This window comes from Ralstonia sp. 24A2 (genome assembly GCF_051783885.1).
Lineage (GTDB): Bacteria > Pseudomonadota > Gammaproteobacteria > Burkholderiales > Burkholderiaceae > Ralstonia.
This window is the reverse complement of record NZ_JBPVZD010000002.1, coordinates 1,187,275-1,203,144: the sequence shown is the minus strand read 5'-3', so window position 1 is coordinate 1,203,144 and position 15,870 is coordinate 1,187,275. Positions and strand designations below refer to the sequence as shown.

Here is a 15,870-nt window from a genome sequence, read left to right as displayed (position 1 = left end):
TATTATACGGGGCTTCTTTCCTGCCCCATTCCAGCGTTCCCTCAGCATGGCTTCGACCCCTGGCGCCGCCACCGGCGCAACCGACGCGCGTCTTGATCAACTGCGCGACTGGCTCAGCACTTTGCCCGCCAGCCATGAACTGCGCGTCGACACGCTGCGACCCGCCTCGGCCGATGCCAGCTTCCGTCGTTACTTCCGCGTTGACGGTGCCGCTGGCGGCCAATCCAGCACGCTCATCCTCATGGACGCCCCGCCGCCGCAGGAAGACTGCCGCCCGTTCGTCCACGTGGCCGGCCTGCTGAACGGTGCCGGCGTGCACGCGCCGCAGGTGCTGGAGCAGGACCTCGCGCAGGGCTTTCTGCTGCTGACCGACCTGGGCCCGCAAACGTACCTGCAATCGCTGCGCGAGCGCGATTTCGACCTCGCCTACGCCAACACGCTATTCCGCCCGGCCATCCACACACTGGTGCGCTGGCAATCGGCCTCGCGCGAAGGCGAACTGCCGCCGTACGACGAAGCCCTGCTGCGCCGCGAGCTGTCGCTGTTTCCCGACTGGTACATCGACCGCCACCTGCAGCGCCCGCTTGACGCCACCCAGCGCGAATCGCTCGACAAGGTGTTCAAGCTGCTGGTCGACAGCGCCCTGGCTCAGCCGAAGGTGTACGTGCATCGTGATTACATGCCGCGCAACCTGATGATCAACGCGGCCGACCCGTCGCAACCGGGCGTGCTGGACTTCCAGGACGCCGTCTATGGCCCGATCACGTACGACGCGGCCTCGCTGCTGCGCGACGCCTTCCTGTCGTGGGACGAAGAGCAGGAACTCGACTGGGCCGTGCGTTACTGGGAAGCCGCCCGCGCCGCCAAGCTGCCGGTGGATGAAGACTTCGGCGAGTTCTACCGCGCGCTCGAATGGATGGGCGCGCAGCGTCACCTGAAGGTGGCCGGCATCTTCGCGCGCCTGCGCTACCGCGACGGCAAGACCGGCTACGTGGAAGATACCCCGCGCTTCATCGCCTACCTGCGCCGCGTGTGCAGCCGCTACAACGCGCTAGCGCCGCTGGCCCGCCTGCTCGATCAGCTCGAAGATCGCGCCCAGCAGATCGGCTACACGTTCTGATCCCCATGGCATCCTCACGTGCTGCCGAATTCCGCGCTGGCGTCCTGGCGCTTGCGCCCATGCTGCTGGGCGTGGTGCCGTTCGGCCTGATCTACGGCGTGCTGGCCACGTCTGCCGGCATGCCCGCGTGGCTGGCAGTGGCGATGAGCGCCATCGTATTCGGTGGCGCCTCGCAGATGATCCTGGTGCAGTTGTGGGCCGGCGGCGCGCCCGCGCTGGTCATTGCGGCGACGGTGTCGATGGTGAACCTGCGCCACGCACTGTATTCGGCCAGCATTGCCCCCGCGCTGGCGCATCTGCCGCGCCGCTGGAAATGGCTGATCGCGTATCTGCTGACGGACGAGGCCTTCGCCGCGATGAACCGCCGCGTCGTCAACGCCCGTTCCAACGCAAATGCGGGCACGGAAGAGACCACCTACCGCCACTGGTACTTCCTTGGCGCCGGTGTGGCGCTGTGGACGAGCTGGCAAACGTCGACCATCGTCGGCGTGGTGCTGGGTGCGCAGGTGCCGACCACCTGGCCGCTCGATTTCTTCCTGCCGCTCACGTTCATCGCCATCGTGGTGCCGTCGCTGCGCACGCGTGCGCAACTGGCCGCGGCACTCACCGGTGCTGCGCTGGCGGTGGCATGGACGGGCTGGCCGCACAAGCTGGGGTTGATGAGTGCGGCGTGCGTCGGCATTGCCATCGGTGCGATTGCCGAGCGGTTGCTGAACCGGCCGAAGACGGAGGCGGCGGTATGAAAGCGCTCATCCTCTTCGGCGTGCTGCTGATTTCCGGCGCGGCCACTTACCTCATCCGCCTGTCGTTCATCGCGCTGGAAGGACGCATGAACCTGCCGATGTGGTTCCGCAGCGCCCTGCCCTATGTGCCGGCGGCCATGCTGACCGCGTTGATCGCGCCCGATCTGCTGATGCGCGACGGCGCGCTGGCCGTGTCGGCGGACAACCCGCGCCTGATCGCCGGCATCGTCGCCATCGTCATTGCGCGTGTCACCAGGAGCGCGATGTGGACCATCGTCGGTGGCATGGCTGTATTGCTGATTCTCATGAAGGTGATGGCTTGAGTTCCACGACGCGCGCCATGATTTTTGCAGCGGGCCGCGGTGACCGCATGCGCCCGCTGACCGACCACACGCCCAAACCCCTGCTGAAGGTGGGCGGCAAACCGCTGATCGTCTGGCAGATCGAACGCTTGGCCGCAGCCGGTGTGCGCGATATCGTCATCAACCATGCTTGGCTGGGCACGCAGATTGAAGCCGCGCTCGGCGACGGCAGCGCCTGGGGCGTACGCCTTGCCTACTCGCCAGAGGGCGAAGCGCTGGAGACAGCCGGCGGAGTCGCCCAGGCCATGCCGCTGCTGCATGCCGGCGACGGCCACAGCGTGTTCATCGCCATCAGCGGCGATGTGTTCTGCGATTACGACTACACCGTGCTGCGCGAGTGCGCGCCCGCCATGGCTGCGCAGCCCGCGCCGGGCATGCACCTCGTGATGGTGCCCAACCCGCCCTACCATCTGCGTGGCGACTTTGCCCTGACGGATGACGGTACCCTCCACGCCGATGGTGCGCAACGTCTCACGTTCGGCAACATCGGCCTGTACGACACACGCCTGTTTGCCGGCATCGCACCCGGCACGCGCATGGCGATGACGCCGCTCTATCACCAGGCCATCGCCGAGGGCCGCGCCACCGGCGAGCGTTTCGACGGCCGCTGGGAAAACGTCGGCACCCCGGCGCAACTGGCCGCGCTGGACGCCGAACTGGGGTCGCAGCCAGCCTGATTAAGGCAACGGCAACGTCGTGGCGCTCAGCGATTCGGCCGTCATCGGGCGGCCCAGCAGATAGCCCTGCAAAGAATCGCACCCGAGCCGCGTGAGGAACGCCTGCTGCTCGGCCGTCTCCACACCCTCGGCAACGATGCGCAGGTTCAGCGTCTGACCCAGCGCCACGATGGCCGACACGATGGCCGCGTCCTCCGTGTCGTGCGCCAAGTCGCGCACAAAACCGCGGTCGATCTTCAGCTCGCTGGCCGGCAAGCGCTTGAGGTACAGCAGACTCGAATACCCGGTACCGAAATCGTCGATGGAGATGCGCACGCCCATCGCGTCGAGCTGCTGCAGGATGTGCAGGCTGGCATCGGCATCGCGCATGGCGGTCGACTCGGTAATCTCCAGCATCAGGCAATGCGGGTCGAGCGTGTGGCGGGCCAGCGCATCACGTACCGTATCGATGAGTGCCGCGTGGGCAAACTGCAGCGCGGAGAGATTCACGGCGACGCTCCACGTGGTGTGTCCCTCGCTGTGCCATTGCGCCATCTGGCGGCAGGCTTCGTTCAGCACCCAGGCACCGAGCGGCACGATCAGGCCAGTCTTCTCGGCCAGCGGGATGAATTCATCCGCCGAGACCAGCCCACGCACCGGATGCTGCCAGCGCACCAGTGCCTCTACGCCCAGGATCGGGCCATTGGGTGCATGGAATTTCGGCTGGTAGTGCAGCACGAGTTCATTCCGTTCGATCGCCAGGCGCAGGTCCTGCACAAGCTGCAGTTGCTTGTGCACGTTGGCGTTCATCGACGGCTCGAAGAAACAGTAGGCGTTGCGGCCCAGGCCCTTGGCGTGGTACATAGCCGCGTCGGCATTGGTGAGCAGGTCGTGTTGATTGCCGCCGTCACCCGGGTACATGGAGATGCCGATGCTGGTCGACACGCGCAGCTCGTGCCCGCCCGCGATGAACGGCTCGCGCACCACCTCCAGCAGCGCATCGGCCAGCGTACCGGCGTCTTGCGGATCATCTACGTAAGCGAGCACGACGAATTCGTCGCCACCGACACGTGCCACGGTGTCCTGCTGGCGCACGCGCGCGACGATGCGCTGCGCCACGTCAATCAGCAGCAGGTCGCCCACATGGTGGCCGTAGACGTCATTGATGGCCTTGAAGCCGTCCAGGTCCATGAACATCAGCGCGAAGTGGCGCTTCTCGCGGTCTGCCGAGCGGATCGCCTGGTTCAGGCGGTCTTCCAGCAGCAGGCGATTGGAGAGTTTGGTCAGGTTGTCGTGCAGTGCCAGGTAGGCCAGTTCCTGATTGGCTTCGGCAAGGGAATGCGCCAGCACGGCGGTGCGCGCCTCCATGCGCAAGTCGAGCACGGAGATGATCAGCGCAATCGCCAGCACCGCCAGCGTGACGATGATGATGACCAGCGCCAGCCATTCCGCGCTCGCACCGGTATGCGCCGCGCCGCACACGCTGCCGAACGGAAACGCGGCCGCCGCCATGCCTGTGTAGTGCATGCCGACAATCGCCACGCCCATCACCACCGCCGATCCGGCGCGCAGCGCACGCACACGCTGCGACTGTCGCCGCAGGCGGAAGGCAATCCACAGCGCCACGCCCGATGCCAGCACCGCCACCCCCACCGACAACGCGAAGATCGCAGGGTCGTACTGGATGCCCGGCGTCATGCGCAGCGCAGCCATGCCCGCGTAGTGCATGCCGGCCACGCCCGATCCCATTAACAGCGCACCACCAACCAGTCGCGGCCACGGCAGTTCGCGCCGGCTCACCAGCCACAGTGCAAATGCCGACGAAGCAATGGCAATGGCGAGCGAGCCAAGTGTGATTGATACGTCATAGCCGAGCGGAATCGGCAGGCTGAAGGCCAGCATGCCGACAAAGTGCATCGACCAGATGCCCAGCCCCATGGCCGATGCACCACCGATGAGCCACCAGAACGCGGCACGGCCCTGCGCGGTAACAACCCGGCCCGCCATGTCCAGCGCCGTATACGACGCCAGGATGGCCACGAAGAGGGAAAGAAGAACAAGAAGGGGGTTGTAACTGCTGGCGAGCATCGGTTCTCCAGGACAGGCCGATCCAATGCGGCATGCCACGTGCGGGCGAAGGTCGCAACCGAGGGATTCCTAACAATCCAGTTGTATCGACCAAGTCCGCCCGAGACTTTAGGAGAGACGGCGCCCACGCCACAAGTCTCCTTTTGGGTGTGACCCCCACCCCGCGCAAAGTGTCACGAATGGGGCGGCGTTACAATCGGCGCATCTCCCCGCAGCCCGGAATCCACGCCATGTCCGCCACTGAACTCGCCTTCCTCCAGACCTATCGCCAGCGCCGCGAGCGCGTCGCGCAGTGGCTGCGCGCGGCAGGTGGTGGTGTGGCCATCGTGCCGACCGCGCCGGAAGCCATGCGCAACCGCGACAGCGATTACCCCTACCGGCACGACAGCTATTTCTACTACCTGACTGGCTTTACCGAGCCTGAAGCGGTGCTCGCCATCGTGGTGCCGGCCGGCGGCGAACCCGCGCGCAGCGTGCTGTTCTGCCGCCCCAAGCATGAAGAACGCGAGATTTGGGACGGCTTCCGTTTCGGCCCGGAATCGGCCAAGGAAGCCTTCGGCCTGGACGCCGCGCATTCTGTCGAAGACATCGACGCGACCCTGCCGGGGCTGCTCGCCAATGCGGCGGCCGTGGCCTATCCGTTGGCCGAGAGCGGCACGTTCGACCGCCGCATGCGCCGCTGGCTCGATGCCGTACGCATGCAGGGCCGCGCGGGCGTGTCGTCGCCGCACCAGGCACTCGACGTGCGCGCCATCCTCGATGAACTGCGCCTGTTCAAGGACGCCGGCGAACTCGACATCATGCGTCGCGCTGGGCGCATCTCGGCCGGCGCACACGTGCGCGCCATGCAGGCCTCCCACGCCGGGCTGCGTGAATACCATCTCGAAGCCGAGCTGCTGTACGAATTCCGCCGCCACGGCGCACAGAGCGTCGCCTACAACTCCATCGTTGCCACCGGCCCGAACGCGTGCGTGCTGCACTACCGCGCCGGCAATGCCGAACTGCGCGACGGCGATCTCTGCCTGATCGATGCCGGTTGCGAGCTGGACGGCTACGCGTCGGACATCACCCGCACCTTCCCCGTCAACGGCCGCTTCACCGGCCCGCAGCGCGCGCTGTATGAACTCGTGGTGGCAGCGCAGGAAGCCGCCATTGCCGAAACGCGCCCAGGCGTGCCGTACAACGTGCCGCACGACGCCGCCACGCGCGTGCTGGCGCAGGGCATGCTCGACACCGGCCTGCTCGACGCCAACCAGGTCGGCACGCTCGACGACGTGCTCGCCGGCGGCCAGTATCGCCAGTTCTACATGCACCGCACCGGGCACTGGCTCGGCATGGACGTGCACGACGTGGGTGAATACCGCACCCCAGGCGCCGTGCCCGCACAAGGCGAACGCCCGTGGCGCCCGCTGGAGGCCGGCATGGTGCTGACCGTCGAGCCGGGCATCTACGTGCGCCCTGCAGCAGGCGTGCCCGAGCAGTACTGGCACATCGGCATCCGCATCGAAGACGACGCCATCGTCACGCCCAACGGCTGCGAAATCATCACGCGTGATGTGCCGGTGACCGCCGACGAAATCGAGGCCGTCATGCGAGGCCAGCAATGACGGACACAACCGCCACTGCCCCGGACTTCGACGTCGCCATCGTCGGCGCGGGACCAGTGGGACTGGCACTGGCCAACTGGCTGCTGCGCGACACCGACTGGCGCATCGCCCTGTTCGACGCACGCGACGCCGAAGCCGCCGCACGCGACCCGCGCGCGCTGGCGCTGTCGCACGGCTCGCGCGTGCTGCTGCAGGAGATTGGCGGCTGGCCCGCGCGCGCCACACCCATCACGCATATCCACGTCTCGCAGCGCGGCCACTTTGGGCAGGCGCATATCCGCCGCGAAGACTATGACGTCCCCGCACTCGGCCATGTCGTGCAGTACGGCGACCTGAGCGCCGCGCTCAACGCCGCGCTGGCCACGCAGATGCAGCGTTACCCGAATCGCCTCACGCGCTATGACCACACGCCGGTCGAGCGCGTGGAGCAACTGCCGCGCGCCGACGGTACCGTCGCTCCGGCACGTGTGCGGGCATTGCGCGAAGGACGCCATCCGCTCGCCATCGAAACCGAAGTCGTCGTGCAAGCCGAAGGCGGCCTGTTCGACGATGCGCGCAAACAGGCGGGCGGGCTCTCGCATGCACGCCGCCGTGACTACGGCCAGACCGCCATCGTCGCGCACGTCCGCTGCTCGGCGCCGCTGGAAGGCTGGGCGTGGGAGCGTTTCACTAATGAAGGCCCGCTCGCGCTGCTGCCGCAGGACGACACGCAGGGCCCCGGCTACGCGCTCGTCTGGTGCTGCGCGCCGGATGAGGCACGCCGCCGCGCTGGCTTGCCGGAAGGCACCTTCCTCACGGAATTGAGCACAGCCTTTGGCGATCGCATGGGCCACTTCACACAGGTCGGCCCGCGCCACACCTTCGCGCTCGGGCTGCATGCGCAACGCATCCCAGTGGACCGGCGTGTCGCTGCCATCGGCAACGCCGCGCAGACCATCCACCCCGTCGCCGGCCAGGGCTTCAACCTGGGCCTGCGCGATGCGTTCGAAATGGCACGCACGCTGCGCGATGGTGCGACACCTGCCGCCCTCGCCCGCTTTGCCCGCGAACGCGCATTCGACCGCGCCGTGACCATCGGCCTAACCGACCTGCTGCCGCGCGCGTTTGCGGTGCCGGGCCGGCCGTTCGGCCACCTGCGCGGCGCGGCGCTCACGCTGCTGGAATGCCTGCCGCCGCTCAAGCACGGGCTGGCACGGCAGATGATGTTCGGGCAGCGGGGCTAGCGCGTGGCGCTGTGCAGCGCAGGCGATCGCCGGCAGATCACGGTGGTGGGTGCCGGCATCGTCGGCGCCGCCTGCGCACTGCAACTGCAACGCGACGGACACCAGGTCACCCTGCTGGATCAGGCCGGCATTGGCGAAGGCTGCTCGTTTGGCAACGCGGGTTGCCTGAGCGTGGCCTCCGTGGTGCCGATGGCACTGCCTGGCATGCTGATGCAGGTACCGAAATGGCTGGCCGATCCGATGGGGCCGTTGACGGTGCGCTGGCCCTATCTGCCGCGTGCGCTGCCGTGGTTGCTCCAATGGGTACGTGCTGGCAACGAGGCCCAGGCCCGCGCCACTGCACAGCCGCTCGCGCACCTCTTTGGCGCGACCTTCCCTGGCTATCACAGCCTGCTCGATGCTGCCCAATATGACGGGCTGATCCGCCAGACCGGCCACCTATATGTGTGGCGCACACTGGCACGCTCGCCGGGCGACCTGCTGGCGCAGTCGATTCGCGACACGACCGGCGTGCGCTCGCAGGCGCTAAGCGCGGCCGAGACGCGCGAACTGGAGCCAACACTCTCGCCCGACATCCAATCGGGCCTGCTACTGCCCGACAACGGCTTCACGTGCAATCCGGAACGGCTGGTCAAGACGCTGGCGGCCAACTTTGTATCAGCGGGCGGCACCGTCCTGCGGCGTAAGGTGCTGGACTTCGCATTCAGTGAAGATGGCCCCACGCGCCTGTACACAGACTGCGGCACGCTGCCCGTCACCACCCTCGTCCTCTGTGCGGGGGCATGGTCGATGCGCCTGGGCGCCAGGCTCACCGGCATCCGCGTCCCGCTTGATACCGAGCGCGGCTACCACACCACGCTGCGTACGCCGACCGTGCAGCCCTCGCGGCCGATCATGGATTGCGAACGCAAGTTCATCGCCACGCCCTTGGAGGGCGGCCTGCGCATCGCGGGCACGGTGGAGATCGGCGGGCTGGATGCCCCGCCCGACTATCGGCGCGCCGACGTCCTGCAGCGACAGGGCCAGCAGCTCTTCCCTGGTCTCGCGTTTGCCGACGACAGCGCCTGGATGGGCCATCGGCCATCCTTGCCGGACAGCCTGCCCGTGATCGATCGCTCTGAGCGCTACCGCAGCGTCTTCTTCGCCTTCGGCCATGGCCACCTCGGCATGACCGGCGCCCCCGGCACGGCACGGCTGATCGCTGATCTGGTGGCCGGACGCGCGCCGTTCATCGACGCCGGGCCCTACAGCCTGCAGCGGTTCCGGTAACGATTGCCGCGACAGCGACGCCCTCGCCGACCGCACTGCCGCATAGTTTGTGCACAACATTTAGGCAATTCGGCCGTTTGGCGGTAAAATCCCGTCCTCGCATTTTTCACCCCCGTCGCTCCGCCCAATATGTCCACCGACCCGGGCGGAAGGGGCTGTTTTTTCGTTTCTCCACCGCTAGCCACGCATCGCGCACCGTGCAAATCGGACCGCATACCCTCCGCAACAACCTGTTCGTCGCCCCCATGGCGGGTGTGACGGACCGCCCGTTCCGCCAGCTCTGCAAGCGGCTGGGCGCGGGCTATGCGGTGTCCGAGATGGTTGCCTCCAATGCGCAGCTCTGGAAGAGCGAGAAGACCATGCGGCGTGCCAACCACACGGGCGAGGTCGAGCCGATCTCCGTGCAGATTGCTGGCGCCGAGCCGATGATGATGGCCGAGGCCGCGCGCTACAACGTCGATCGCGGCGCGCAGATCATCGACATCAACATGGGCTGCCCGGCCAAGAAGGTGTGCAACGTGGCGGCCGGTTCCGCCCTGCTGCAAAACGAGCCACTGGTCACGCGCATCGTCGAGGCCGTGGTGGGTGCCGTGGGCGACCGCGTACCGGTTACGCTCAAGATCCGCACCGGCTGGGACCGTGAACACCGCAATGCACTCAGCGTGGCGCGCATCGCGCAGGATGCCGGCATCAGCATGCTGACCGTGCACGGCCGCACGCGTGCGGACCTGTACCACGGTGATGCGGAATACAACACCATCGCCGCGGTCAAGGCGTCGGTGCGCATTCCGGTGGTGGCCAATGGCGACATCACCACGCCGGCCAAGGCCAAGCATGTACTGGCCGTGACTGGCGCCGATGCCATCATGATCGGCCGCGCGGCGCAGGGACGTCCGTGGTTGTTCCGCGAGATCGAACACTTCCTGCAGACCGGCACGCTGCTGCCGTCACCTGAAGTGGAAGAGATTCGCGGCATCATGAACACGCACCTGGAAGAGCACTACGCGTTCTATGGCGAATACACCGGTGTGCGCACCGCACGCAAGCACATCGCCTGGTACACGCGCGGGTTGGCGGGGGCCAACCTGTTCCGCCACCGCATGAACACGATCGAAGACACCGCGGCACAACTCGCTGCCGTCAACGCGTTCTTCGACGAACAGCGCGCGCTGTCTGATCGCCTGATCTACGAAGATCAGGCCACCGATAGCGAGCGCCCCACGACGGGCAACAACGACAACAACAAGGAACCGCTTGCCGCATGAGCCGCAACCCGATCGAACGCTGCATCCGCGACAGCCTGGATGCGTACTACCGCGACCTGGATGGCGAGAACCCGTCCAACGTGTATGACATGGTGCTGCAGGCCATTGAACGCCCACTGCTGGAAACCGTGATGGCATGGGCCTCCAACAACCAGTCGCAGGCAGCCGATTACCTCGGCATCAACCGCAATACGTTGCGCAAAAAGTTGCAACAGCACGGGCTGCTCTGACGTAACTGAGATAGCGTACCAGCTTCGAACCGATTTCCTTTCTGACGGCGCCTAAGACCAACCTGGTGCCACACCCGCTCACCGGCCCACCGGTATTCCCACCATGATCCAGCAAGCCCTGCTTTCCGTTTCCGACAAGACCGGCATCGTCGACTTTGCCCGTGCCCTGCACGCGCGCGGCGTCAAGCTCCTTTCCACCGGCGGCACCGCCAAGCTGCTCGCCGAATCGGGCCTGCCCGTGACGGAAGTGGCGGACTACACGGGCTTTCCGGAAATGCTCGACGGCCGCGTCAAGACGCTGCACCCGAAGGTGCACGGCGGCATCCTGGCCCGCCGCGACCTGCCCGAGCACATGGCCGCGCTGGCTGAGCACAGCATTCCGACCATCGACCTGCTGGTGGTGAACCTGTACCCGTTCCAGCAGACGGTGGCCAAGGACGAATGCTCGCTGGCCGACGCCATCGAGAACATCGACATCGGCGGCCCGACCATGCTGCGCTCGGCGGCCAAGAACCACCGCGACGTGACGGTCATCGTTGACCCGGCCGACTACGCCACCGTGCTGGCCGAGATGCAGGCCAACAACAACACCGTCGGCTACGAGACCAACTTCATGCTGGCCAAGAAGGTGTTCGCGCACACCGCGCAGTACGACGGCGCCATCACCAACTACCTGACGAGCCTGGGCGCTGACAAGTCGCACAGCACGCGCAGCGCCTATCCGCAAACGCTGAACCTGGCCTTCGACAAGGTGCAGGAAATGCGCTACGGCGAGAACCCGCACCAGTCCGCCGCCTTCTACCGCGACCTGAAGGCAGTGGACGGCGCCCTCGCCAACTACAAGCAACTGCAAGGCAAGGAGCTGTCGTACAACAACATCGCTGACGCCGATGCCGCGTGGGAATGCGTGAAGTCGTTCGACCCGGCCAAGGGCGCCGCGTGCGTCATCATCAAGCACGCCAACCCGTGCGGCGTGGCCATCGGCGGCACCGCGCAGGAAGCGTATGAGAAGGCCTTCAAGACCGATTCGACCTCGGCTTTCGGCGGCATCATCGCCTTCAACGTGCCGCTGGATGAAGCCGCTGCACACGTCGTCGCCAAGCAGTTCGTGGAAGTGCTGATCGCCCCGGGTTTCTCGGAAGGCGCACGTGCCGTGTTCGCGGCCAAGCAGAACGTCCGCGTGCTGGAGATTCCGCTGGGCAAGGGCGTGAACGCGTATGACTTCAAGCGCGTTGGCGGCGGCCTGCTGGTGCAGAGCCCGGACGCCAAGAACGTGCAGCCGAGCGAGCTGCGCGTGGTCACCAAGCGCCACCCGACCCCGAAGGAAATGGACGACCTGATGTTCGCCTGGCGCGTCGCCAAGTTCGTCAAGTCGAACGCCATCGTGTTCTGCGGCGGCGGCATGACGCTGGGCGTGGGCGCCGGCCAGATGAGCCGTGTGGACTCGGCACGCATCGCCAGCATCAAGGCACAGAACGCAGGCCTCACGCTGGCCGGTTCAGCCGTGGCGTCGGATGCGTTCTTCCCGTTCCGCGACGGCTTGGATGTGGTGGTCGATGCAGGCGCCTCGTGCGTGATCCAGCCGGGCGGCTCGGTGCGCGATGACGAAGTGATCGCCGCCGCCGACGAGCGCAACGTGGCGATGATCTTCACGGGCACCCGCCACTTCCGCCACTAAGCAACACCGTCCGTACTACGGACCAACGGGGCAAGGCGTAGACTGTCGCCTACCCCGTTTTTCATTTCTGCCCTGCTCCATTCATGCGCATCCTCGGCATCGACCCCGGCCTTCGCACAACAGGTTTTGGCGTGCTCGAACGGCACGGCCACAAGCTCGTCTACGTGGCCTCGGGCACGATCAAGAGCAACGGCAATGCCGACTTGCCGAGCCGCTTGAAGACCTTGTACGACGGCGTCTCCGAGCTGGTGAGCACGTACCGGCCAGACTGCGCTTCCATCGAAAAGGTGTTCGTCAACGTCAACCCGCAATCGACCCTGCTGCTGGGCCAGGCGCGCGGCGCGGTGATCTGCGGGCTGATGAGCGGCAACCTGCCGGTGTTTGAATACACCGCGCTGCAGCTCAAGCAGGCCGTGGTCGGCTATGGCCGCGCCAACAAGGACCAGGTGCAGGAGATGGTCGTGCGCCTGCTCAACCTCGAAGGCAAACCCGGCTCGGATGCCTCGGATGCGCTGGGTGTGGCGATCTGCCACGCACACGGCGGCGAGACGCTGGCCGCCATGGCAGGCCTCGCACCGCAGCTTGCGCAAAAGGGCCTGCGCGTGCGGCGCGGACGCCTGGTCGGCTGACAGGATTCTCAAAGCCTACGGGTAGCTCCTACACGGCCCCGCGACTACCATGCGGTGAGTCCGTTTCCGGGAGCCCCCGATGTCGCGCCGCCTTGCCCTGCTGAGCCCACTTGCCCTGACTGCAGTCGTTGCACTGTCCGCCTGCCGGATGGAATACAACCACGGTGGCAACAATGGCGGTGGCGGTGGCGGCACCACGCCCATCACCACCATCCAGGTCATCGGCCATCGCGGCGCCTCGGCACTGCGGCCCGAGCACACGCTGGCGTCGTATCAAAAGGCCATCGACGATGGCGCCGACGTCATCGAACCGGATCTCGTCTCCACCAAGGACGGCGTGCTGGTGGCGCGCCACGAGAACGAGATTTCCGGCACCACCAATGTGGCCGACGTCGCCGCGTTTGCCGGCCGCAAGACCACCAAGACGATCGACGGCCAGAGCATCACCGGCTGGTTCACGGAAGACTTCACCCTCGTTGAGCTCAAGACGCTGCGCGCACGCGAGCGCATCCCGAGCATCCGCCCCAACAACGTCGTCTACAACGACCAGTTCCAGATCCCCACGCTCGACGAAATCGTTGCGCTGGCGCGGGACCAATCCGCCAGGCTCGGCCGCAACATCGCCATCTATCCGGAAACCAAACACCCGACGTACTTCCAGTCGATCGGCCTGCCACTCGAAGACAGGCTGATCGACGGCCTGCGCCGTGACAGCTTCACAGCCAGCCGCACCACGGTGTACATCCAGTCGTTCGAAGTCGCCAACCTCAAGGCCGTCCGCAACAAGATCGGCGGCAGCCAGCCCAACTGGCGACTGGTGCAACTGATGGGGACGTCCGGCAGGCAGCCCTACGACTTCGTCGTCGCCAAGGACAACCGCACCTTCGGCGACATGATGACCAGCCGCGGCATGCGCGATATCGCCGCGTACGCCAACGGCGTCGGCCCGGACAAGAGCAGCATCATGGGGCTGGATGCCAACGGCAAGCTGACCGACCCGACCGACTTGATCCGCAACGCGCACAACGCCGGGCTGGTCGTCCACCCCTACACCTTCCGGCCAGAGAACACGTTCCTGCCGCCCTCCCTGCGCAGCGGTGCAGACAACACGCGAAACGTCAACGGCTCGGTCCAGGAAATCCAGGCCTTTCTGCGTGCAGGCGTGGATGGCTTCTTCACTGACGATCCGGCCATCGGGCGACAGGCCGTGTCGACCTTCAAGCGCTGAGGCATTTACGCGGCCCGGCATCGGCTACACTGCGTCCCGTTTTGGAGGAATCACATGATCGGACGCATCGCCGGGACGCTGGTTGAAAAGAACCCGCCGCACCTGCTGGTCGATTGCCACGGCGTCGGCTACGAGATCGACGTGCCGATGAGCACGTTCTACAACCTGCCCGCCACGAGCGAGCCCGTCGTACTGCTCATCCAGCAAATCGTGCGCGAGGATGCGCACCTGCTCTACGGCTTCGGCACCGCAGCTGAACGCGAGACCTTCCGCCAGCTCATCAAGATTTCCGGCATTGGCGCGCGCATCGCGCTGGCGGTGCTGTCGGGCATGTCGGTCGCCGAACTCGCGCAAGCCGTCACGCTGCAGGAAGCCGGGCGGCTGACGCGCATCCCGGGCATCGGCAAGAAGACAGCTGAACGCCTGTTGCTGGAACTCAAGGGCAAGCTTGGCGCTGACCTGGGTACGGTGCCGGGCGGCCCGGCGGTGTCCGACGACGCGGCGGACGTGCTCAACGCCTTGCTGGCGCTGGGGTATTCCGACAAGGAAGCCGCGCTCGCCATCAAGCAGGTGCCGGCCGGCACGGGCGTCTCCGAAGGCATCAAGCTGGCACTCAAGGCGCTCTCGAAAGGCTGACGCCCGCGCGGTGGCAAGGCGGTAAAATGGCCCGTTCGCGGCCATCCTGCGCCGTCTGCCCCTCATGATCGAAACCGACAAGCTCGCCGCCAAGGCCGTCTCCGCTGAGCGCATCATCTCAGCGTCCCCCGCGTCCCCCAATGAGGAGGCCTTCGAGCGCGCGCTGCGCCCCAAGCTGCTCGACGAGTACGTCGGCCAGGAAAAGGTGCGCGGCCAGCTCGACATTTTCATGACGGCGGCCAAGAAGCGCAGCGAAGCGCTGGACCACGTGCTGCTGTTCGGCCCGCCGGGCCTGGGCAAGACGACGCTGGCGCACATCATCGCGCGCGAGATGGGCGTCAACCTGCGCCAGACCTCCGGCCCCGTGCTGGAGCGTCCGGGTGACCTGGCCGCGCTGCTCACCAACCTCGAAGCCAACGACGTCCTCTTCATCGACGAGATCCACCGGCTCTCGCCCGTGGTGGAGGAAATCCTGTACCCGGCGCTGGAGGACTACCAGATCGACATCATGATCGGCGAGGGCCCGGCGGCGCGCTCGGTCAAGCTCGATCTGCAGCCGTTCACGCTGGTGGGCGCCACCACGCGTGCCGGCATGCTGACCAACCCGCTGCGCGACCGCTTCGGTATCGTGGCGCGGCTGGAGTTCTACACGCCGAGCGAGCTGGCGAAGATCGTCACGCGCTCTTCGGGCCTGCTGAATGCGCACATCGTCGACGAGGGCGCGCTGGAGATCGCCAAGCGCTCGCGCGGCACGCCCCGGATCGCCAACCGCCTGCTGCGTCGCGTGCGCGACTACGCCGAGGTGAAAGCCGACGGCATCATCACCCGCGAGGTGGCCGACGCCGCGCTGGCGATGCTCGATGTGGACGCGGTAGGCTTCGACCTGATGGACCGCAAGCTGCTCGAAGCGATCCTGCACAAGTTCAACGGTGGGCCGGTCGGCATCGACAACCTGGCCGCCGCCATCGGCGAGGAGCGCGACACGATCGAAGACGTGCTCGAGCCCTACCTGATCCAGCAGGGCTACCTGCAGCGCACGCCGCGCGGGCGCGTGGCGACGGCTTCGGCGTACCAGCACTTTGGCCTCGGCGCCCCCAAGGGCGACCTCTGGGACGGCAACAACAACTAACTCCCCC

The 15,870-nt window shown here is 66.5% G+C and carries 15 protein-coding genes; 14 read left to right on the top strand and 1 reads right to left on the bottom strand.

Translation table 11 applies throughout. The annotated features are described in order from the left end of the window. Positions 1–46: 46 nt before the first annotated feature. Genes ACS13N_RS10535 through murU form a run of 4 tightly spaced genes read left to right on the top strand, consistent with a single transcriptional unit; the run spans position 47 to position 2,902 of the window. Entirely contained in the window at positions 47–1,120 is a 1,074-nt protein-coding gene (locus tag ACS13N_RS10535; protein ID WP_438931614.1) for an aminoglycoside phosphotransferase family protein, read from the top strand. Between the two features lie 5 nt (positions 1,121–1,125). After that, positions 1,126–1,863, top strand: coding sequence for an AzlC family ABC transporter permease (locus ACS13N_RS10530; RefSeq protein WP_438931613.1), 738 nt, complete (start codon positions 1,126–1,128; stop codon positions 1,861–1,863). Next, the gene (locus ACS13N_RS10525) at positions 1,860–2,186 is read left to right on the top strand and encodes an AzlD domain-containing protein (protein WP_438931612.1); all 327 of its coding nucleotides are present in this window, start codon (positions 1,860–1,862) and stop codon (positions 2,184–2,186) included. Before ACS13N_RS10530 ends, ACS13N_RS10525 begins: the two co-directional genes overlap by 4 nt. 17 nt (positions 2,187–2,203) lie before the next feature. Beyond that, positions 2,204–2,902 (top strand): N-acetylmuramate alpha-1-phosphate uridylyltransferase MurU, encoded by a 699-nt coding sequence (gene murU / locus ACS13N_RS10520; RefSeq protein WP_438931611.1) that lies wholly within the window; start codon positions 2,204–2,206, stop codon positions 2,900–2,902. On the opposite strand, the gene ACS13N_RS10515 is transcribed toward murU, so the two are convergent. Then, a complete protein-coding gene (locus ACS13N_RS10515; RefSeq protein WP_438931610.1) occupies positions 2,903–4,969 on the bottom strand; it encodes a putative bifunctional diguanylate cyclase/phosphodiesterase in 2,067 nt (688 codons plus the stop codon). A gap of 230 nt (positions 4,970–5,199) precedes the next feature. Here ACS13N_RS10515 and ACS13N_RS10510 point away from each other — a divergent pair, with 230 nt between their 5' ends. The 10 genes from ACS13N_RS10510 (at position 5,200) to ruvB (ending at position 15,863) form a co-directional block, all read left to right on the top strand. Further along, entirely contained in the window at positions 5,200–6,576 is a 1,377-nt protein-coding gene (locus ACS13N_RS10510) for an aminopeptidase P N-terminal domain-containing protein (protein WP_438931609.1), read from the top strand. Beyond that, positions 6,573–7,799 (top strand): UbiH/UbiF/VisC/COQ6 family ubiquinone biosynthesis hydroxylase, encoded by a 1,227-nt coding sequence (locus ACS13N_RS10505; RefSeq protein ID WP_438931608.1) that lies wholly within the window; start codon positions 6,573–6,575, stop codon positions 7,797–7,799. Before ACS13N_RS10510 ends, ACS13N_RS10505 begins: the two co-directional genes overlap by 4 nt. Positions 7,800–7,802: 3 nt before the next feature. Further along, complete coding sequence (locus ACS13N_RS10500) at positions 7,803–9,068, top strand: NAD(P)/FAD-dependent oxidoreductase (protein ID WP_438931607.1); 1,266 nt, start codon at positions 7,803–7,805, stop codon at positions 9,066–9,068. 197 nt (positions 9,069–9,265) lie between these two features. After that, complete coding sequence (gene dusB / locus ACS13N_RS10495) at positions 9,266–10,333, top strand: tRNA dihydrouridine synthase DusB (RefSeq protein ID WP_438931606.1); 1,068 nt, start codon at positions 9,266–9,268, stop codon at positions 10,331–10,333. Next, positions 10,330–10,563, top strand: coding sequence for a Fis family transcriptional regulator (locus ACS13N_RS10490; protein WP_438931605.1), 234 nt, complete (start codon positions 10,330–10,332; stop codon positions 10,561–10,563). Before dusB ends, ACS13N_RS10490 begins: the two co-directional genes overlap by 4 nt. Positions 10,564–10,666: 103 nt before the next feature. Further along, positions 10,667–12,241, top strand: a complete 1,575-nt coding sequence (gene purH / locus ACS13N_RS10485) for a bifunctional phosphoribosylaminoimidazolecarboxamide formyltransferase/IMP cyclohydrolase (RefSeq protein ID WP_438931604.1) — start codon at positions 10,667–10,669, stop codon at positions 12,239–12,241. An 83-nt stretch (positions 12,242–12,324) separates the two neighbouring features. Beyond that, positions 12,325–12,870: a crossover junction endodeoxyribonuclease RuvC gene (gene ruvC, locus ACS13N_RS10480; protein WP_199029271.1), complete on the top strand. Its 546-nt coding sequence runs from the start codon at positions 12,325–12,327 to the stop codon at positions 12,868–12,870. A gap of 79 nt (positions 12,871–12,949) precedes the next feature. Then, positions 12,950–14,098 (top strand): glycerophosphodiester phosphodiesterase, encoded by a 1,149-nt coding sequence (locus ACS13N_RS10475; protein ID WP_438931603.1) that lies wholly within the window; start codon positions 12,950–12,952, stop codon positions 14,096–14,098. A gap of 54 nt (positions 14,099–14,152) precedes the next feature. Next, entirely contained in the window at positions 14,153–14,734 is a 582-nt protein-coding gene (gene ruvA / locus ACS13N_RS10470; protein WP_438931602.1) for a Holliday junction branch migration protein RuvA, read from the top strand. 64 nt (positions 14,735–14,798) lie between these two features. Further along, the gene (gene ruvB, locus ACS13N_RS10465) at positions 14,799–15,863 is read left to right on the top strand and encodes a Holliday junction branch migration DNA helicase RuvB (RefSeq protein ID WP_438931601.1); all 1,065 of its coding nucleotides are present in this window, start codon (positions 14,799–14,801) and stop codon (positions 15,861–15,863) included. Positions 15,864–15,870: the final 7 nt, after the last annotated feature.